Source organism: Azospirillum sp. B510 (genome assembly GCF_000010725.1).
Lineage (GTDB): Bacteria > Pseudomonadota > Alphaproteobacteria > Azospirillales > Azospirillaceae > Azospirillum > Azospirillum lipoferum_B.
Map to the genome: position 1 here is coordinate 123,077 of NC_013856.1, position 20,553 is coordinate 143,629.

At 67.6% G+C, this 20,553-nt stretch carries 7 protein-coding genes and 5 pseudogenes; 5 read left to right on the top strand and 7 right to left on the bottom strand.

Annotation, left to right across the window (positions count from 1 at the left end; genetic code table 11):
- Positions 1 to 2 precede the first annotated feature (2 nt).
- The 3 genes from AZL_RS21900 to AZL_RS21910 are packed head-to-tail and all read right to left on the bottom strand — an operon-like array spanning position 3 to position 6,105.
- Positions 3 to 1,328: an HlyD family type I secretion periplasmic adaptor subunit gene (locus tag AZL_RS21900; protein WP_158306007.1), complete on the bottom strand. Its 1,326-nt coding sequence runs from the start codon at positions 1,326 to 1,328 to the stop codon at positions 3 to 5.
- A 2-nt stretch (positions 1,329 to 1,330) separates the two neighbouring features.
- Positions 1,331 to 3,040, bottom strand: coding sequence for an ATP-binding cassette domain-containing protein (locus tag AZL_RS21905; RefSeq protein ID WP_042444997.1), 1,710 nt, complete (start codon positions 3,038 to 3,040; stop codon positions 1,331 to 1,333).
- On the bottom strand, positions 3,037 to 6,105 hold the full coding sequence (locus tag AZL_RS21910) for an ABC transporter substrate-binding protein (protein ID WP_012976639.1): 3,069 nt from the start codon (positions 6,103 to 6,105) through the stop codon (positions 3,037 to 3,039). Before AZL_RS21910 ends, AZL_RS21905 begins: the two co-directional genes overlap by 4 nt.
- 142 nt (positions 6,106 to 6,247) lie before the next feature.
- Here AZL_RS21910 and AZL_RS33585 point away from each other — a divergent pair, with 142 nt between their 5' ends.
- The 4 genes and pseudogenes from AZL_RS33585 to AZL_RS21935 all read left to right on the top strand — a co-directional run bounded on the left by AZL_RS33585 (position 6,248) and on the right by AZL_RS21935 (position 16,639).
- On the top strand, positions 6,248 to 13,303 hold the full coding sequence (locus AZL_RS33585; RefSeq protein ID WP_148219582.1) for a beta strand repeat-containing protein: 7,056 nt from the start codon (positions 6,248 to 6,250) through the stop codon (positions 13,301 to 13,303).
- 92 nt (positions 13,304 to 13,395) lie between these two features.
- A pseudogene (locus AZL_RS34625) lies at positions 13,396 to 13,821 on the top strand (transposase); the annotation flags it as partial.
- Positions 13,822 to 13,966: 145 nt separating this feature from the next.
- Positions 13,967 to 15,269, top strand: a pseudogene (locus AZL_RS34630) (ISNCY family transposase).
- Between the two features lie 77 nt (positions 15,270 to 15,346).
- Positions 15,347 to 16,639 carry an IS701-like element ISAzs6 family transposase gene (locus AZL_RS21935; protein WP_012975478.1) on the top strand — a complete coding sequence of 431 codons (1,293 nt, stop codon included), beginning with the start codon at positions 15,347 to 15,349 and terminating at the stop codon, positions 16,637 to 16,639.
- 32 nt (positions 16,640 to 16,671) lie between these two features.
- On the opposite strand, the gene AZL_RS34635 is transcribed toward AZL_RS21935, so the two are convergent.
- Positions 16,672 to 17,429, bottom strand: a protein-coding gene (locus tag AZL_RS34635) for an IS5-like element ISAzs9 family transposase (RefSeq protein WP_148219189.1) whose coding sequence is annotated in 2 segments (ribosomal slippage) — positions 16,672 to 17,102 and positions 17,102 to 17,429 — 759 coding nt in all. Because the reading frame shifts where the segments join, the coding sequence is not laid out codon by codon here.
- Between the two features lie 78 nt (positions 17,430 to 17,507).
- Here AZL_RS34635 and AZL_RS35770 point away from each other — a divergent pair.
- Positions 17,508 to 17,726, top strand: a pseudogene (locus tag AZL_RS35770) (IS3 family transposase); the annotation flags it as partial.
- Positions 17,727 to 17,781: 55 nt separating this feature from the next.
- Here AZL_RS35770 and AZL_RS21950 read toward each other — a convergent pair.
- From AZL_RS21950 to AZL_RS21960, 3 genes and pseudogenes are all read right to left on the bottom strand, one after another.
- Positions 17,782 to 18,810 (bottom strand): annotated as a pseudogene (locus AZL_RS21950) (IS256 family transposase); the annotation flags it as partial.
- Positions 18,777 to 19,610 (bottom strand): annotated as a pseudogene (locus AZL_RS35775) (IS701 family transposase). The pseudogenes AZL_RS35775 and AZL_RS21950, both read right to left, overlap by 34 nt.
- 79 nt (positions 19,611 to 19,689) lie before the next feature.
- Positions 19,690 to 20,499 carry an IclR family transcriptional regulator gene (locus AZL_RS21960; RefSeq protein ID WP_012976647.1) on the bottom strand — a complete coding sequence of 270 codons (810 nt, stop codon included), beginning with the start codon at positions 20,497 to 20,499 and terminating at the stop codon, positions 19,690 to 19,692.
- Positions 20,500 to 20,553: the final 54 nt, after the last annotated feature.

A 20,553-nucleotide genomic window follows, 5' to 3' on the forward strand; every position in this document is an offset into this window, starting at 1 on the left:
TGTCATCTCTCCTGAAAGGCGAAGCGCAGGGTGGTGATCCAGGGGCTGAGCAGATATTCCAGCACGGTGCGGCGGCCGATCAGGATGCTGCACGTCACCTGCATGCCGGGATAAAGCTGATAGCGGCGTCCCGTCGCCTCGAAGGCGGATTGTTCGGTGGCGACCCGGACGCGGTAGAAGGCGTGGCCGTCGCTGGTCATGGTGGCGTCCGGACTGACCCGCTCCACCCGGCCGTCGATCGGCGGGAAGGAGGACGCGTCGCCGGAACTGAGCACCACCCGCACCGGCAGACCGGCATGGACATAGCCGATGTCCTGCACCGGCAGCCGGGCGTCCACCACCAGCCGGTCCTCGCCCGGCACCACTTCGGCCAGGACCTGACCGGGCTGGACGACGCCGCCCTCGGTGGTGACGTTCACCGTCTTGACGATGCCGTCGACCGGCGTGCGCAGGACGGTGCGCTCCTCGACGTTGCGCAGGGTCTGCATGCGCTGGGACAGCTCGTCATATTGCTGGCGGACGGTGGCGAGGTCGTGCCGCGCCTGCTCGGCGGCGCTGCCCTCGACCCAGGCGAGCCGTTCGCGCGCCTCCCCCAGGGCCGCCTCCAGCCGCGGCTGGGCCGCCTGATCGCCGTCCACCAGGGTGCGCAGCGCCTGCTGCTGGCGCAATTGCTCCAGGTGGGTCATGCGGTTGGAGAGTTCCTTGCTCAGCAGGTTCTCGCTGATCGTCACCTGGGTGTTGACGATCTCCAGCGCCCGGCGGTTGTTGCGCAGGCGGACGCGGGATTCCTCCAGCTCCGCCTCCTTCTGTGCGACCAGTTGGGCCTGGCTGCGCGCCTCGTGGGCAAGGCGGTCGCGGTGGCTGAGGAACAGGTCGCGCGCCGCAGCGGCGACCTCGGGCGCCGTGGCCTCCGCCTCCGGGTCGATCGATGGGGCGGGGGCCTTGGCGATTTCCGCGGTCAGGCGGGCCAGATCGATGCGCAGGCTGGCCAGACGGCGGGCCAGCTCGACCGCCTCGGCCTGCGCCTTGGTCGGGTCGAGGCGGAACAGCGGCTGGCCGCGGCTGACGCGGTCGCCCTCCGACGCCAGGATTTCGGTGACGATGCCGCCTTCCAGATGCTGGATCGCCTTGACCCGGCTGGCCGGAACCACCTCACCCGACGCGGTGGTCGCGACGTCGAGCGGGCCGACCGCCGCCCAGGCCCCCAGCGCCAGCAGCACGGCGGCGATCTCCAGCGCGATGCGCCTACGGCTGGGCAGTGGGCGGCTGGGCAGTGGGCGGCTGGGCAGGGGGCTGACGGTAGTAGCCGGTTGGGGGAGCGCGGTCATGGTCATTGCGCGGCCCTCACCGTCGCAGGCATAGGCATGGGCACAGGCGGTTGTACGCCGGACGCCGCGCCGTCCAGCCGGACGATGCAGCGGGCGCCGTTGAGGATGACCGGGTCATGGCTGGCGATGATCAGGGTGCGGCCCCGCCGGGCCAGCGCGATCAGGCGCTGGTAGACCAGCTGGGCTCCCTCGCGGTCGAGTCCCTCGGTCGGCTCGTCGAGCAGGTAGAGCGGCCCGTCGGTGACCAGCGCGCGGGCCAGCCCCAGGCGGCGGCGGATGCCCGGAGCCAGGGTGCGCCCGCCATCCTCCAGGACCAGATCGAGATGGCGCGGGTGGCGGTTGACCAGATCGGCGAGGTCGGCCTCGGCGAGGGCGCGCAGCAGGTCGGCGTCGGTGGCGTCGGGCCGGGCGAGCCGCAAATTGTCGCGCAGGGTGCCGGGCAGGAACAGCGGCTCCTGCGGCAGGTAGGACACTTGCGACCGCCACCAGTCGAGCGAGAGCACCCGCAGGTCGGCCCCATTCGCCAGCACCTGCCCGCGGCTCGGCTCGATCAGGCCGGCGAGCAGCTTCAGCAGGGTCGATTTGCCCGACCCGTTGCGCCCGGTCAGCACAACCACCCCGCCCGGCTCCACCGTTACGTCGAGGCCGGAGAACACCGGCTCCTCGCGGCCGGGGAAACTGGCGGCGACTCCGCTCAGCGTCAGGCCGCCGGTCCAGTCGGCCAGGGTTCGACCGCCCGCTCGCTCGACGGCGACCCCGGCGAAGCGCCGGGCCTCGGCCAGGGCGGCGGCGGCGGTGCGCAGGGTGCGGCCGTACTGGACGATGCGGCCGAACGGCGACAGCACCCGCCCGGCGATCAGGTTGGCCCCGACCAGCGTGCCGACGTCCAGCGTGCCGGCCACCACCTGCATGCCGCCCACCGCGATCACCGCGATGCTCAGCAGCCCCTGCGTCGCCTGGGTGAGCGACGCGCCGTGCAGGTGCAGCCAGCCGACCCGCTCGCCGGTTAGGCGGGCCTGCTCGGCGAGGATCCGCCAGCGCTCCATCAGGGCGGCGTGGGCACGGAAGTGGCGTACCGTCTCGGCGGCGTGGACGGCGGCGGCGACCAGCGCGTTGACCTCGCCGGTTGCGCGGTTCATCGCCGCCGCAGGCGCGGCCAGCCGCCGCTGGTCGATCCAGGCCAGCAGCGCCAGCCCAGCGCAGAAGCCCCCGGTGACCACTGCCAGCGTCGGCGACAGCAGCGCCAGCACCGCCAGCACCATCAGCGAGAAGGGCAGATCGGCGATCGTGGTCAGTCCGGCCGGTCCGAAGGCGGCGCGCGCCCGTTCGGTTCCGCGCACCAGCTCTTCGCGCGCCGCCGGGCTCCAGGCCGCCTGGGCGCGCAGATCGGCGGTCAGCGTCAGCCCGAACACCCCGGTGGCGAGACGGCGGTCCTGGTCGCCGGCGATCGCCTCGGCGATCACCCAGCGCAGCTTGCGGAGCTGGTGTTCCGCCGCCACCGCCAGAACGGCCCCCGCGGTCAGCGTCAGCAGGGTGCCGGACACCCCATGGGTGACGTAGCGGTTCAGCACCTGGATGACGAACAGCGACACCGCCAGCCCCAGCACCGCCAGCAGGGCGCTGACCGCCAGCAGTTGGACGGCCTCGCCCGGCGCCCGCGCCATGCGCGCCACAAGCTCGGCGAAGCCGGACGGCGGGGAAAGCGCGGTCACGCCGGCACCTCCGCGGCGGCGGTGGCGGGCAGGGCCTCGCGGGCGGTCTCCACCTCGCCTTGGGTCGGCGACCAGGGGATGCCGTTGGCCTGGAAGCGCTCCCACACCCGCGCCAGCACCTCGTGCACCGTCTTGTTCTCGTCATTCCCCTTCAGGAGCTGGAACTTCAGCCGGTAGCGCGCCGCCCAGATGCCGTTGGTGCATTCCACCCCCTTGAACTGGCAGTCGGGGCCGAAATAGCCGCTGGCGAGATTGCCGAAGCAGTCGAAGGTGTCGAGCGCCTCCTTTGCCAGTCGCGACACCAGCCGCGGATCCTGGGTGGGATCGACGAAAAGCTGGATCCGGACGAAGTTGGCGTCGGAATCGCTGAAATTATGCACCTCCGCCTCGGAGATCTTGGCGTTGGCGAGACAGACCAACTGCCCTTCCAGATGGCGGATGCGCACCGTCCGCCACGTGATGTCGAGCACCTGCCCCATCACCGAGGAGCCGATCTTGATGTAGTCGCCGACCTTGAACGGCCGTTCGATGTTCAGCACGATACCGGAAAAGATGTTGGCGATGTTGGCCTGTACCGCCAGACCGATGATCATCGCCATCAGGCCGGAGGTGGCGAGCAGGCTGGTCACCGGCTTGGCGAAGACATAGGCGATGACCCCGAAGATGGCGAACAGATAGACCACCAGCGCGGTGAACATGCGGATGACGTTGGGCACCTTGCGCTGGGCGCGGATCTCCAGCGGGACCCAGATGAACCGCTCCAGCGCGATGACCGCCAAGCGGGCCGGGACGATCCACCACAGAATGCTGTAGACAGCCACCACCATGTCGATGGCCCCGGTCGGCATATTCGCCAGCGCATAGTCGAGCGCCATGTTGCCGGCCGACAGCAGCAGCAGCGGCCAGCACACCAGCCGCAGTCCCAGCGTCTGCATGCGCCAGAACTGCCCGCGGTCCTTGCGGTCGAGCAGCATCGCCAGGGCCGAGCCGACCAGCGCCACGATGGCGATGTAGACGAACCACTCCGTTGGCACATAGTCACGCACGTCGATGGTGTCGGTCTTCAGCAGCGCTCCCATGTCGAGCTGGGAGAAGCTGGGCTGCGGCTTGCCGAAGCCGACGAAGGCGGGATCGCCCTCCGAGATGCGTTCGAACACGTCCTGGGAAATCCAGGCCCGCCCCACCGTCCAGCCCGGCGCCCCGGCCAGGGCGCGCAGGCGCTGAAGCATCCGGGTCAGCGTGTCCACCTCGTCGCCGTCATGGCCGAGCCAGCCGAGCACCTTGCCGAACGTCGACCATTCGCCGCCCCCGCCCCCGTCGATCGACAGCGAGCCGGCGACGCTGTCGGTCAGCGAGGTCGAGGCGTTCAGGTTCAGGCCCAGCACGTCGCTGACATACATCAGGTTGTTGCGCGCCAGCGTGCGGTGGCGGAACGCGATGCCGACGACATGGGTGCCGTAGGCGCGCTCCACCGCGGAATAGTTGGTGTAGAACGTCCCCTTGACCCGATAGGAATGATACAGCATGTCGCCGACCTGGACCTGCCGCTCCGGCTTGTCGAGCTTGATCGGCTGCACAGCGTTGGTGAAGACGACATCCTGCGGAGCGAAGTCGCCGCGCCAGCGGAACCACAGGGTCAATTGCAGATCGGCGGTGCCGGCGGACGGATCAAAGCCGCTGATCTTGTCGATGGTGACGCCCGAATAGACGACGTTCGTCTTGTACATGAAGCGGTCGTTGACGTAGAGCGCGCGGCCGGCGACCAGCTCGTCCAGGTAATTGCCGATATTCTCCTCGCGGATCGGCGAGAGCTGGGTCAGCGCGGCGATCAGCGACAGCCCGTCATAGGTGCCGACATACGCGGTCGGCATCGCCGCCCCGGCGGCGTCGAAGCCCAGCGGCCCCAGCACCCCGTTGACCACTCGGCCGGGCTTGGCGAGGGCGGCATGGGCGCGGTCGCGCAGCAGCTTGATGTCTCCCGCCGCCGGCCGCGGCGCGCCGCGCGGGGCCAGATCGTGCAGCAGCAGCCGGGCGCCCTCGTAGGCGGTGGCCGAGACCCAGTCGGGCGGCGCGTGGTGGGCCTTGGTGTAGTCGTTGCGGAATGCCTGCGCCTGCTCGCCCGCGGTGTCGTACAGCAGCGGCGTCGAGACGAAGGTGCCGTGGAGGCCGGCGGCGGGGGTGCCGTTGCCCGACCACGCGGCGCGGTAGGCGTCGAGGAAGGCTTGCGTTGCCAGGGTGCGCGGGCCGGCGACCCGGTTGCGCACGCCGCCCTTGCGCAGTTCGGCGACGACCGCGCCGGCCGGGCGCGGGTCGGCCAGCACCACCACGCTGCCGCTGACGCGGGCCTCGCGCATCTCGCGGGCGATCCGCGCCGCCCGCTCGCCGAGGTCGGCCGCCGGGTCGATGTCCCAGCGATTGAGCACCTTGGTGCCGAACCGCTGCATCACCTCGTCGAACAGGGTGGCCTGCGCCTCGCCGTCCGGGCCACGTTCGTGGATCACCGAAACCACCTTCTCGCCCAGCACGTTGCGGACGTAGTTGGCGAGGAAGCGCGTCTCGAAGCTGCGGTCGAAGGTCAGGTGGAACAGCCAGGGCTCACCGGGCTTCGCCTCGGCCGGTCCCGGTGTTCGGGCCGGGGCGGGGGTCAGGGCCGGAACCCCGGCGGAGCGGTAGATTTCGGCCGCCGCCGCCGCCGCCGCGTCCGACCAGTGGCCGACCACGCCGGCCACGCCTGCGGCGGCCAGCTTTTCGGCGGCGGCGCGGGCGGTTGCCGGATCGTCGGCATCATCCACAACTATTATGTGCACCGGTAGGCCGGCGATGCCCCCCATACGGTTGACATGGGCAACGTACAATTCAACGCCGTCACGGATGGCGCGGCCAAGATCGGCCCGCTCCCCCGTCAGAGGAACGGCCATGCCCAGACGGATCTCGCCGTCGGCTGCCCGGTTCACCGTCAACCGGAAGGCCAGCGACAAAACCGCCGCCACCAGCACGGCGACGCCCAGCATCAGCAGGAACAGCGAGCGCTTTGAGAGTCCGGCCAGTTTGTCCCAGAACGCCATTCTGCCCCACTCTTCGTCCGTCGTTTTACTCGGTCAAATCGACTAAGTTTCTTTTAATCAGATTCGCCTAAAGCTTAACATAAGCATGGCCAGTACTCAGGATGGGCAAGCTGATTAGCGGTTGCAATTGGGGGTGACCCGCGTGGCGGAGGAAATAGACCTCGACGGTTGGGCTGCGCCCAAGGGATTCATCGATGCGTTGGCGGCCGGCGACGAGGTTGGCGGCGCCTACGCTTCGATTCGCGGCGACCTCGTGACCCGTCTGGCCGCCCAGGGGGTGCAGGCGGACGCCGCGCCGCGACTCGCCGACGAGATCGTTCATCGTTACGTCGAACTGCTCGCCAAGGGGGTGGATCCCGAATCGGCGTCGCAGGAGGCGCGCCGGGTCTGGGTGGACGATGTCGCCCTCGGCCGGGCGGCGCCTGCGACCACCGACCCGTTGCTTCAGGCGCTGGCGAGCGGGGCCGACGTCCATGCGGTGGTGCAGCAGGCGGCCGGCGGGTTGCCGGATGCCGATGCGCTGGCCCGCGCCGTCGCCAGCGGCCGGCCGCTTGCCAGCGAGTTGAAGGCCGCGCTCGAAGCGGCGCATGCCCAACAGGGTGGCAGCGCGGTGGAGACCACCGCCGGCGACAAGCTGGCCGCCGCCCTCGCGGCCGGGGGGGGCGCCGCGTCCCAGGCGATCGCGGATGCTGTCGCCGGCATGTCGCCCGAACATGCCGCCGCCTTCCTGGCGCAATTGCAGGCGTCGCTGGCCTCGGGAGTTGCGGCTGACGGCGCGCTCGCCAACGCCCATGCGGCGGCGGCGGCGGCGACGCCGCCTTCGGTGCCGATGGACGCGGCCCGGCAACTTGCCGCGGCACTGGCGGCGGGCGGAACGGCGGCCGAGCAGGCGGTCGCCGCGATGACCGGCGGAATGAGCGCCGGAGTCGCCGGGACCTTCGCCGACCGGCTGACCGCGGCGCTGGCCGCCGGCCAGAACCCGGCGGCGGCGATGGCCCAGGCGGCGCAGGCCGCCAACGCCGCAAGCAACGCGCTGGCGGCGAGCGGGGTGCCGCTGTCCGATGGCGACCGGCTGGTCGCCTCCCTGGCGCAGGGGCTGGTCAGCGGCGACGTGCTGAGCAACCCATCGCTGTCCTCTGTGGTCGATGCACTGGCGGGGGGACGCTCCACCCAGGCGGCGGTGACGGAGGGGCGGGCGGCCGCGGCGGCGGCGAACGCCCAGCAGACGGCGACAGCGGTGCCCGCCGATCCACTGTTGGCGGCGCTGGCTTCGGGGCAGGGGGCACAGCAGGCGCTGAGCGCCGCGGCGCAAGGCGGCGGTGATGCCCAGACCTTCGTTGCCGCGCTGTCCGCCGCGCTGGACGGCGGCAAGTCGATGGCCGACGCCCGCAGCGACGCCGCCCAGACCTCCGCCGCCGCACAAGCCGCCGAGACGGCGACCCAGGTTGCGCCAACCTCTCCGGCCCAGCCGACCTCACCGTCGTCGCTGCCGGGAGCCGATCCGTCGACGCTGCCGGTCACCGTGGCTTCCGCGGACTCCGGACCGCAACAAACCGCTCTGGTGGCATCGCCCACGAGCACCCCGGATCCGTCGCCGACCGGGCCGGTGGTCGCGCCGCCCCCTCCTCCCTCCCCACCAGCACCTCCGCCCCCTCCGCCGCCCCCTCCGCCGCCGCCGTTGCTCGACCCACCGGCGCCGCCTGTGCCGAGCCCGACCGCCGTGACCAGCCCGACCTCGGTGCCGGCCCCGGTCGACGCCACCTCCTCTCCTCCCGCTCCGCCTCTTCCCCCACCTCCGCCACCCCTTCCTCCTCCCGTCACGCCGACGACCCCGCAATCGCCCGTGAACCATGCGCCGGTGGCGGTGGCCGATGCCGGCATCGCGGTGGAGGCGGGCGGGACCAACAACGGCACGGCGGGCAGCAACGCCACGGGCAACGTACTGACCAACGACACTGACGTGGACAGCGGCGACACCAAGACGGTCTCGGCGATCACCGGCGGGACGGTCGGCAGCGCGCTGGCCGGCACCTACGGCACGCTGACGCTGAATTCCGATGGCAGCTACACCTATGTCGTCAACGATGCGAACGCGACCGTTCAGGCGTTGCGGACCAGCGCCGACACGTTGACCGAGACCTTCACCTACACCATGAAGGACACCGCCGGGCTGACCAGTTCGGCGACGCTGACCATCACCATTCACGGGGCCGACGACGCTCCGGTGGCGGTGGCCGACAGCGGCACGGCGGTGGAGGCTGGCGGGACCAGCAACGGCACGGCGGGCAGCAATGCCACCGGCAACGTGCTGACCAACGATACCGACGTGGACAGCGGCGACACCAAGACGGTCTCGGCGATCACCGGCGGGACGGTCGGCAGCGCGCTGGCCGGCACCTACGGCACGCTGACGCTGAATTCCGATGGCAGCTACACCTATGTCGTCAACGATGCGAACGCGACCGTTCAGGCGTTGCGGACCAGCGCCGACACGCTGACCGAGACCTTCACCTACACCATGAAGGACACCGCCGGGCTGACCAGTTCGACCACCCTGACCATCACGATTCACGGGGCCGACGATGCGCCGGTGGCGGTGGCCGATACCGGCACGGCGGTGGAGGCAGGCGGGACCAGCAACGGCACGGCGGGCAGCAATGCCACGGGCAACGTGCTGACCAACGATACCGACGTGGACAGCGGCGACACCAAGACGGTCTCGGCGATCACCGGCGGGACGGTCGGCGGCGCGCTGGCCGGCACCTACGGCACGCTGACGCTGAATTCCGATGGCAGCTACACCTATGTCGTCAACGATGCGAACGCGACCGTTCAGGCGTTGCGGACCAGCGCCGACACGCTGACCGAGACCTTCACCTACACCATGAAGGACACCGCCGGGCTGACCAGTTCGACCACCCTGACCATCACGATTCACGGGGCCGACGATGCGCCGGTGGCGGTGGCCGATACCGGCACGGCGGTGGAGGCAGGCGGGACCAGCAACGGCACGGCGGGCAGCAATGCCACGGGCAACGTGCTGACCAACGATACCGACGTGGACAGCGGCGACACCAAGACGGTCTCGGCGATCACCGGCGGGACGGTCGGCGGCGCGCTGGCCGGCACCTACGGCACGCTGACGCTGGGGACCAGCAACGGCACGGCGGGCAGCAATGCCACGGGCAACGTGCTGACCAACGATACCGACGTGGACAGCGGCGACACCAAGACGGTCTCGGCGATCACCGGCGGGACGGTCGGCGGCGCGCTGGCCGGCACCTACGGCACGCTGACGCTGAATTCCGATGGCAGCTACACCTATGTCGTCAACGATGCGAACGCGACCGTTCAGGCGTTGCGGACCAGCGCCGACACGTTGACCGAGACCTTCACCTACACCATGAAGGACACTGCCGGGCTGACCAGTTCGGCGACGCTGACCATCACCATTCACGGGGCCGACGACGCTCCGGTGGCGGTGGCCGACAGCGGCACGGCGGTGGAGGCTGGCGGGACCAGCAACGGCACGGCGGGCAGCAATGCCACGGGCAACGTGCTGACCAACGATACCGACGTGGACAGCGGCGACACCAAGACGGTCTCGGCGATCACCGGCGGGACGGTCGGCGGCGCGCTGGCCGGCACCTACGGCACGCTGACGCTGAATTCCGATGGCAGCTACACCTATGTCGTCAACGATGCGAACGCGACCGTTCAGGCGTTGCGGACCAGCGCCGACACGCTGACCGAGACCTTCACCTACACCATGAAGGACACCGCCGGGCTGACCAGTTCGACCACCCTGACCATCACGATTCACGGGGCCGACGATGCGCCGGTGGCGGTGGCCGATACCGGCACCGCGGTGGAGGCTGGCGGGACCAGCAACGGCACGGCGGGCAGCAATGCCACGGGCAACGTGCTGACCAACGATACCGACGTGGACAGCGGCGACACCAAGACGGTCTCGGCGATCACCGGCGGGACGGTCGGCGGCGCGCTGGCCGGCACCTACGGCACGCTGACGCTGAATTCCGATGGCAGCTACACCTATGTCGTCAACGATGCGAACGCGACCGTTCAGGCGTTGCGGACCAGCGCCGACACGCTGACCGAGACCTTCACCTACACCATGAAGGACACCGCCGGGCTGACCAGTTCGACCACCCTGACCATCACGATTCACGGGGCCGACGATGCGCCGGTGGCGGTGGCCGATACCGGCACCGCGGTGGAGGCTGGCGGGACCAGCAACGGCACGGCGGGCAGCAATGCCACGGGCAACGTGCTGACCAACGATACCGACGTGGACAGCGGCGACACCAAGACGGTCTCGGCGATCACCGGCGGGACGGTCGGCGGCGCGCTGGCCGGCACCTACGGCACGCTGACGCTGAATTCCGATGGCAGCTACACCTATGTCGTCAACGATGCGAACGCGACCGTTCAGGCGTTGCGGACCAGCGCCGACACGCTGACCGAGACCTTCACCTACACCATGAAGGACACCGCCGGGCTGACCAGTTCGACCACCCTGACCATCACGATTCACGGGGCCGACGATGCGCCGGTGGCGGTGGCCGATACCGGCACCGCGGTGGAGGCTGGCGGGACCAGCAACGGCACGGCGGGCAGCAATGCCACGGGCAACGTGCTGACCAACGATACCGACGTGGACAGCGGCGACACCAAGACGGTCTCGGCGATCACCGGCGGGACGGTCGGCGGCGCGCTGGCCGGCACCTACGGCACGCTGACGCTGAATTCCGATGGCAGCTACACCTATGTCGTCAACAACAGCAACGGCACGGTACAGGCGTTGGCGAGCAGTTCCGACACGCTGACCGACAGCTTCACCTATACCGTGAGCGACACCGCCGGGCTGACCAGTTCAACCACGCTGACCATCACGATCCAGGGGGCCAATGACGCTCCGGTCGCGGTCAACGACACCGGCTCCGCCACCGAGGCCGGCGGGACCAACAATGGGACGGCGGGCAGTAATGCGACAGGCAACGTGCTGGCCAACGATACCGATGTCGATACTGGGGCCTCCCTCTCGGTCAGCGCGGTGCGGACGGGGAGCACCGAGGGGGCGGGCACCGCCGGCACGCTCGGCAGCGGCCTTGCCGGCAGTTACGGCACGCTGACGCTGAACGCCGACGGCAGCTACACCTATGCGGTCGACAACAGCAACAGCACGGTCAACGCGCTGGCCGTGGGAGCGACCCTGACCGACAGCTTCAACTACACCGTCTCCGATGGCAGCCTGACCGACAAGGGCGTGCTGACGATCACCATCAACGGGGCCAACGACGCCCCGACCCTGACCTCGATCAACACGCTGACTGGCGCCACCAAGGACACCGCCTTCACCATCAGCTACGCCACGCTGGCGGCGGCGGCCAACGAGGCAGACGTCGATGGCGATACGCTGAGCTTCCGGATCGACGCCGTCAGCTCCGGCACGCTGACCAAGAACGGCACGGCGATCACCGCCGGGACCACGACTCTGTCGTCGGGGGAGTCGCTGGTGTGGACGCCGGCCTCCGGCGCGACCGGCACCCTCAACGCCTTCACCGTCAGCGCCTATGACGGGTCACTGGCTTCGGCGACGCCGACCCAGGTGGCGGTGACTGTGGCCGACGTCTCCACGGTGACCGGCATCAGCGTTCTGAAGACGGTGACGCCGAGCGCGGCGAACACCCATTATACGTTCAATCTGAACGGGGTGAACGGCAGCGATACCGTGCTCTACCTGGCGTTCGAAAGCGGATTCGATCCGTCGGCCGGCGGTCTCGATACCACGGGCGAGGCGTTGGCCAAGGCCAATTCGCACAGCATTTCCGGTTCGGGATCATCGCAGTTGGTCTTCGTTGGCAATCTGGACGGCAACGGGGTGCCGATCACTGATGTGAACAACGCGAATTATTATACGCATTCCTTTTTCTTCAACGATGATTCCAACGGGACTCTCAGCTCGACCATCGCGTTCACGCCGGACAATACCAATTCGGTCTATGTCTTCGGCGGCGGCTACAACGGGGCCACGGTGTCCTACCACCTGCTGCTGAACGGCGTGGCCGACCCTCCGCTGCCGCCGGTGGCCGAGGATCAGACGGAGATCCCGGGCGTCGCGCTGTCCAGCCTGTCCTGGGTCGCCACTCCGCTGGCGGTCGTGGTGATCGGCAACGACGCGACCGAGCAGCAGGGACAGTGGCAGTACAGCGCCACGGCCGGGGCGAGCTGGACGACGCTGGCGTCCGGAGAGACGCTTCCGGTGACGCTGCGCCCGGACGATCTGTTGCGCTTCCTGCCGGCGGCGAACTGGCATGGCGCGCCCGGCGGCTTGACGGTCGGGCTGGTCACCGCCGCCGACGGGGAGATTTCGACCCAGGAGGTGATTTCGACCCTGGTTACGGCGGTCAACGACGCGCCGGTCGCCAGCGGGTCCGCTCTCCTCCCGCAGTCCAGCGCCGGCGGCCCGGATGCGGCCGGCACGGCAGTCGCCACCCTGTTCGCCGGCAACTTCAGCGACGCCGCCGACGTGGTGTCCGGATCGCATGGCGATACGCTGGCCGGCATCGCGGTGGTGGGGGATGCGGCGACCGCCGAGCAGGGGATCTGGCAGTTCAGTACCGATCAGGGGCGAAGCTGGACCGCGATCACGGCCGGCGTGTCCGACCAGTCGGCGCTGGTGCTGAAGGCGTCGGACCAGGTGCGCTTCGTGGCCGGCGCGGAGACCGCCGGCGCGCCGGCTCCGCTGGCGGTGCGGCTGATCGAGACCGGCGGAACCCTGCCGGTCAGCGGCAGCGTGATCGACCTTGGCAGTCCCGGCGCAGTCGGCGGCAGCAACCACGTCAGCGCCCAGACTGTTTCGCTCGCGGTGGGAACTCCGGAAAACACCCCGGCCCCGTCCTTGGCGCCGGCCGACCGCGAAGCGATCACCGTGGCGCATGGCGCTGACTACAAGGGCATGGTGCTGGGTAGCGACCAGCCGGGCGAGAGTTTCAGCTACGCGCTCAACGCCGCGTCGCTGCACAACGCCTCGCTGGTCAGCCACAGCGAGGGGGCGAGCTTCAGCTACCAGTATCATGCCGAGGGAGCGGCCGGTTCCACCGACAGCTTCCTGGTGGACGTCACCGATGCCAATGGCCACACCATCGCTCACACGGTGAACGTCCATATCGTATGAAGATTTTCAGTTGAGCTGGTCCCTCTGTGCCAATGAGAGTGAGACACCGTGCCCCCTGAAGTTTAAGCTTGAGGGCTGAGGAAACTGATTTCGTGGTTATGCCCAACAATATGCCCCTGTCCGCCCCTGTATCGGAGGCGGTTCCCGACGCCGGTGAGACGCCGCGGGTTGTTGCCGGGCCCGCTGCAGTCCCCCCGGAGATGTCGGCGCGTCCCAAACGTCGCACTTTCACGGCGGCGGAGAAGCTGCGGATCCTCGCCGAGACGGATCGGGCGGCGGACACCGGCGGGATCGCCGCGATCCTGCGGCGGGAAGGTCTGTATTCGTCGGCCCTGACCGACTGGCGCCGGCAACGCGATGCCGGCGCCTTCGAGGCGCTGAAGCCGCTCAAGCGCGGTCCGAAGACGGCCCCCTCCAACCCGTTGGAAGCGGAGTTGGCCAAGGCCCGCCAGGACATCGCCCGCCTCCAGCGCCGCCTGGAGCGGGCCGAGACGGTCATCGACGTCCAAAAAAACCTAGGACGGCAAGCGTTGCTGGCTGTTGAACCTTCGAGAGGCGATTGCTCTGGAGGGAGTTATGGCGCGGCGCGTCTGTCGGGTTCGCCAAGGTTCGGAACGTGTCTTGGTGCCGGAATGTCGGGATTGTCCGGAGTGCGGATTGCGGATGCGCATCCGCTATGAGAACCGCCGAACAGTGCTGACGCTGAGCGGGTTTGAGCGGCTTCGGCTGAAGATCCAATGGTGCGAGAACCCGGCGTGCGCCCGCCACCACCGAGCCTATCGGCCGGAGGCGGAAGGGCAACTCACTCTGCCGCATCATGAGTTCGGGCTTGACGTGATTGCGCTGATCGGGTCCTTGCGCCATCGCGAGCATCGCAGCGTGCCGGAGATCCACGTCACCCTGCGCGAGCGCGGGCTGCTGATCAGCGAGCGTAGCGTCACCAATCTGCTCGACCGTTACGATGAACTGGTTGCCACCGTCCTGGATGCGCCAAACCGGGCGGCGGTGGCTGCGCAGGGCCGCGTCATCCTGGCGCTGGACGGCTTGCAGCCGGACGTCGGGCATGAGGTGCTTTGGGTGATCCGCGATTGCTTGTCGGGACGGGTCCTGCTGGCCCGCCCGCTGCTCTCGGCGGCCCAGGCCGACCTCGCAGGGCTGTTGCGGGAAGTGATTGCGGCGCTGCCCGTGCCGGTGACCGGGGTGGTGAGCGACGGCCAGCATTCCATCCGGCGTGCGGTGGCCGAGGCGTTGCCCGGCGTACCGCATCAATTGTGCCAGTTCCATTACCTGCGCGAGGCGGCGCGCCCCCTCTTCGAGGCCGACCGCCACGCCAAGAAGGAACTCAAGAAAACCGTGCGCGGGGTGCGGCCGATCGAGTGCTGGAGCGAAGGGCACGAGGACGGCGGCGCGCCGGTGGTTGCCGGCTACTGTGCGGCCGGACGTGCGCGAAACCCACCGCTGGCTGCACGCGGCAGCCCATATCCTGGGCAACGCCGCCGACCATCCCGCCACTGTGGTGCAGGCCCGCTACGACCGCTTGATCGCCACATGGAGCACACGGCGCGGCCTGACCGCGGCCGTCGATCACTTCGTGAAGGTCACCGCCAGCTACCGGCCCGGTCTCTTCCACTGCTACGCCGTGCCGGACCTGCCGTGCACCAACAACGATCTCGAACATCTGTTCGGCTGTCATCGCCATCATGAGCGACGGGCCACCGGGCGCAAAGTCGCATCGCCGTCCTTGGTGCTCCGCGGCTCCGTACGCATCGTGGCCGCCACCGCAACCCGCATCGCTCCCTTCACAGCCCGCGATCTCGCAACCGACCAAGCACGATGGCTCAAACTCCGCAGCACACTGGAAACGCGACGCCAAGCCCGGGTCAGCCGAACACGCTTTCGACGCGATCAGGATACCTACCTCGCAGTTCTCGAGGACCGAGCATGCCAGCAACGCTTGCCGTCCTAGTACTACAGCCGGTCGCGAAAGACGGAATATGCGGCCGGGCGGCCTGTTGAGCTTGGAACCGACTGGAGGGTCCGAGCATGACCGAGATGACGGAAGCGGCGGAATGGTCCGATGCCCTGGAAGGGCTGGTCGGCGGATTGAGGTCCTTCTACAGCGCGGCCGGTCGCCAACGGGCTCTGCGTTACGTGAGAGGTCTTTTGGCGCCGCTGGATCGCAAGAATGGCTGGCAGTTGGCCGAAGCCGCCGGGGATTGCTCGCCGGCGGCGATGCAGGATTTCCTGGCCCGGACCCGTTGGGATGCCGACGCCGTCCGCGACGACCTCCAGGCCTATGTCATCGAACGGTTGAGCGACGATGAGGCCGTGCTGGTCCTCGATGAAACCGGCTTCGTCAAGAAGGGCACCCGCTCGGTCGGGGTGAAGCGGCAGTATTCCGGCACCGCCGGACGTATCGAAAACTGCCAGATCGGCGTCTTCCTCGGCTACGCCAGCCGACGCGGCCGGGTGCTGGTCGACCGCGCTCTCTATCTGCCCGAGGACTGGGCTGGCAACGACGAACGCCGACGGATGGCCGGCGTCCCCAACGCCGTCGGCTTCGCCACCAAGCCGAAACTGGGGCGGGCGATGCTGGAGCGCGCCGTGGCAGCCGGCCTGCCCTGCCGCTGGGTGACCGCCGACTCCGTCTACGGCGGGGACTACGCGCTGCGGCTATGGCTGGAGCGCCAACCGCTGGGCTACGTGCTGGCGATCACCAGCAAACAGCGCGCGCCCATGGGCTTCGATACGGTCAAGGAGCGGACGACCGGCTTCACCGCCACCGACTGGCAGCGGTTGAGTGCTGGCGACGGAGCCAAGGGGCCACGCCTCTACGACTGGGCGCACAAAACCTACGCTTCCCTGCGCGAGGGCTGGTGCCGCGGTCTGCTGGTGCGCCGCTCCATCGCCGAGCCGGACAAACTCACCTACTATCTGACCTTCGCCCCGGAAGGCACGCCGGTCGCCACATTGGTCCGGGTCGCCGGGTCGCGCTGGACCATCGAGTCCTGCTTCGAGGCGGCGAAGGGCGAGGTCGGGCTCGACCAGTACGAGGTGCGCTCGTGGACCGGCTGGCACCGCCACGTCACCTTGGCCATGCTGGCCCTGGCCTTTCTCACCGTCGTGCGCACGGCGGCCATCGGGGGGAGAGGATCAACTCGACCTGTCCGCCGATCTTCTGCCCTTGACCGTGCCCGAGATCCGCACCCTCCTGGTCGCCTTGATCGGCCGGCCCCCCGCGCCACCCACCGCCATTATCGATTGGTCCATCTGGCGAAGACGCCACCAACAGCGAGCACGGCGCTCCCATTGGAAACGACGCACCCAAACCGATAAGGACCGGCTGTAGTACTAGGGCCTGTTGACATTCATCGTGTTACCAAGACGGTAGCGACGAGGTTAATGGCAGCGGCGAAGCTTGTATCAGTTTTGTCGTATCGTGTGGCGATGCGTCGGAATTCTTTGATTTTGCAGAAGAAGTTCTCGACCAGATGGCGCCATTTGTACATCTCGGCGTCGTGGGGAATCGGGGGAGATCGGTTGGCCTTGGACGGAATGACGGCGACCGCGCCTCGCTCGGCGATCAAGATACGGATGGCGTTGCTGTCGAAGGCTTTGTCAGCCAGCAAGGCGGAGAATTCGATGCCGTCCAGCACCGGTTCGACGCCGACGCTGTCATGTCGCTGGCCCGGCAGCAGGATGAAGCGCCCAAGGTTCCCCAACGCATCGACGACGGCCAGGATCTTGGTCGTCAGCCCGCCACGAGAGCGACCGATGGCCTGAGCCTGAGTCCCCCCCTTGCGCCGGTACCGTGCTGATGCACCCGGACAATCGTGCCATCAATGATCGCGTACTCGAAGTCCGCGTCGCTCGATAAAGCGGCGAAGACCTCGTCGAAGACACCGGCCTTGGCCCATCGGCGATAGCGCTGGAACACCGAGTTCCAATTGCCGAACGCTGCGGGCAAGTCCCGCCAGGGCGCTCCAACGCGGACGATCCACAGGACCGCCTCCAAAAACAGGCGATTGTCCGCTGCCGAGCGGCCAGGGTCACCCACTTTGCCGGGAAGAAGCGGCGCTATCCGCTCCCACTGATCATCTCGCAATACAATCCGATCCAAGGCCACCTCCCTTTTGGTAGCCTTGAATCAAATTTCTGTGACCACAGGAAGCCCCTTCTCAACGCGAATGTCAACAGGCCCTAGAAAAAAATTTTCGGACCTGTTGGGGATTGCCTTGCCTCCCGCCGACAGCGACGAAACGCCGCGATGAGCGCGATCGCCACCTTGGCCCCCGACCGCGGTCTTGTGAGTGCGGCCTGCGCCGCTGTCGGCGTCGCCCGTGCCAGCGTCCATCGGCATCGGGTCCGGCTGGCCGGCCGGGAACCGGCGCCTCGCCCCCGGCCACGCCCGCCGCGGGCGCTCGGATAGCGTCCGTCAAGATGGTGGAAATTCGGATGCGCGCTGAGGTGGCCATTGTTCAGGCGGCCTTGGGTGGAGAGGTGATGGCCGGTTGGCTTTCACTGGCCGGCGTCAGCTCGGCCATGGCCTCGACCTGCATGTAGGGGTTCTGGGTCTGCCATTCGTCGTTCTGTTCGAGGAGCACCGCGCCGATCAGTCGGATGATGGATGCCTCACCTGGGAAGATGCCGACGACGTCGGCGCGGCGTTTGACCTCCTTGTTCAAGCGTTCCAAGGTGTTGGTGCTGTGCAGCTTGGTGCGATGCTGGGCGGGAAAGCCCATGTAGGCAAGCACGTCATGCTCGCTGCTGTCCATGAAGGAGGCCAGCTTGGGCCATCGGTCGCGCATCTGCTCGGCGATATGGCGGAAGGCTTGGTGAGCGGCTTCGGCGTCGGGCTGGAGAAAGGCCTGGCGCAGAGCGGCGGCGGCCATGGAGTTCTGGGCCTTGGGCACATAGGCGAGCGCGTTGCGCATCCAGTGGACTCGGCAGCGCTGCCAAGTGGCGCCCATGACACGGGCGATGGCGGCCTTCAGCCCTTCATGGGCATCGGAAATCACCAGCTTCACGCCCTTCAGGCCGCGGGCCTTGAGTTTCTTGAGAAAATCGCTCCAGAACACCTCGGCTTCCGACGGGCCGATGTGCAGGCCGACGATCTCGCGCTTGCCCTCGGTGTTGGCGGCCACGGCGATTATGGCAGCGACGGAGACGATGCGTCCACCCTCGCGCTGCTTGAGGTAGGTGGCGTCCAGCCACAGGTAAGGCCAGTCGCCCTCCAGCGGACGGTCGAGGAAGGCGTTGACCCGCTCGTCGATGTCTCGGCACAGCTTGGAGACCGTCGACTTCGAGATCCCCGACAGACCCATCGCCTGGGCCAACTCGTCAACGCGGCGGGTCGAGACACCGCCGATCCAGGCTTCCTGGATCACCGCCACCAGGGCTTTCTCGCTGGTCTTGCGGGCCTCCAGGAAGGGCGGGAAGTAACTGCCCTGACGCAGCTTGGGGATGCGCAGGTTCAGCGTGCCCAGGCGCGTATCCAGCGCCCGGTCGCTTCACCAGCCGCAAGGGTCTTCCAGTCGTCCTTCGCCAAGCCCTGCATGATGGCGGCCGGATCGGTCTGGATGAGTTGCCACTCTTCCAGGAAGCGCAGCGTATGGTTCGAACGGACCGCCAAAACATAGGGCTGCCCGCGCTTCTCCAGCAGGTGACGGAAACGGTAATCGGATCCGTAAAGGGAATCCGCCAGCACCCAGGCACAGGGCAATCCGTGATCCAATGCGCGGGCGATCATCTCGCACGCCATCGCCGGCTTTGTTGCAAACGAAACCGCCTCTGGCACGGACGCCCGTTTGCGGCGCTCGGCATCGGCAGCCCAATCCTTTGGCAGGTAAAGGCGCCGGTCGATCAACGCGTGTCCGAAACGGCTGGCATAGCCGACGAATACGCCGACCTAGCAATTCTCGATCCGTCCGGCCGTCCCAGAATACTGGCGTCCAACTCCGACCGACTGAACACCTTTCTTCAGAAATCCGGTCTCGTCCACCACCAGAACACCATCGTCATCGCCCAATGCTTTCGGTGCATAATCGCGAACTCGATCGCATACGGCATCCGCCGACCACGAACTCCGGCCCAAAAGAGACTGAAGACGGTAAGGCCGATCCAACCCGGCCTCTTCCACCAAAAGCCAACCCGTCTTGCGCTCCGCGCCAGAAAGGAGGCCATCAATGAAGTGTCCCGCCGAGCGACGGGTTTCAGACCGACCCAGCGCCGGAGAAAGACAGTCCTTCAACGCCAACAACGCCGAACCCCAATCGACCGTCGTTCCGCTCCACTCTGATACCGTCATTGCTCCGCCTACGGCCGTGACGGACAGCGAATCACAACAGCCTAAAATCCGCAACTGTAGTACTCGTCAGAATCACTGATCAAACGACGGTGTCGCTCTTCCATTGACCCGATGCCTGGTCTGACACCTCGCGCAGGATTGCCTGCAGCGACATCATCTCTGCCGTGAGCCGGTCGGCTGGACCGGCAATCGCCATCGTCCCCATCAGGGTCCCTTCGGCGGTAAAGACAGGTGCAGCGATTGCGGCTGATCCCAGGACCATACGGCCAATGCTGACCGCCATCTTATTCACTCTGATATCCTCGATCAATCGCCGCAGCTCATCGGCGCTTGTCAGAGTCGCCGGAGTGATTCGTTCGAATTTGGCCGTCCGCAGGTAATCCTCGAGCCAGGCCTCATCCTGATAGGCCAGCAGCACATTCCCAACTGCAGAGCAATACAGAGGAAGTGTACTACCGACCGGCATCGTATAACGGATCGGGTTGCTACCGTCGATGACTTCCACGCAGCTCGCCAGTTTCGACCTGGCGTCCAAAACAGAGAAGTAAACAGTCTCTTGGACCCGGAGCGCGATTTTTTCTACATAGGGCCGGATAAGCAAGCGTAGATTTCTCGCAGCCAGCACGCTGGCAGACAATCTGAAAATGCGCGCGCCAAGCCGGTAACGTCCTCCTGAGTGGAGAAGATATCCTTCCGCCACCAGGGGGCGAAGCAGGGTGAGAAGGCTGCTTTTCGGTGCTCCGAGGTGAACCCCCAGGTCGGCCAGCGACATTCCGTCGTTCGCCTCGGCAAGGGCTTCGAAAAGCCCGAGAATACGCATCAGCGATCGTGGCCCGCTGATATCCTTATCGGCAGTCTTGGCTGTGGTCTTTTCAGTTTGATCGACCATGAAATAATTTCCCTCAATATTATTTGGCTTCCGGAAGCTTTAACCCGCCGGATC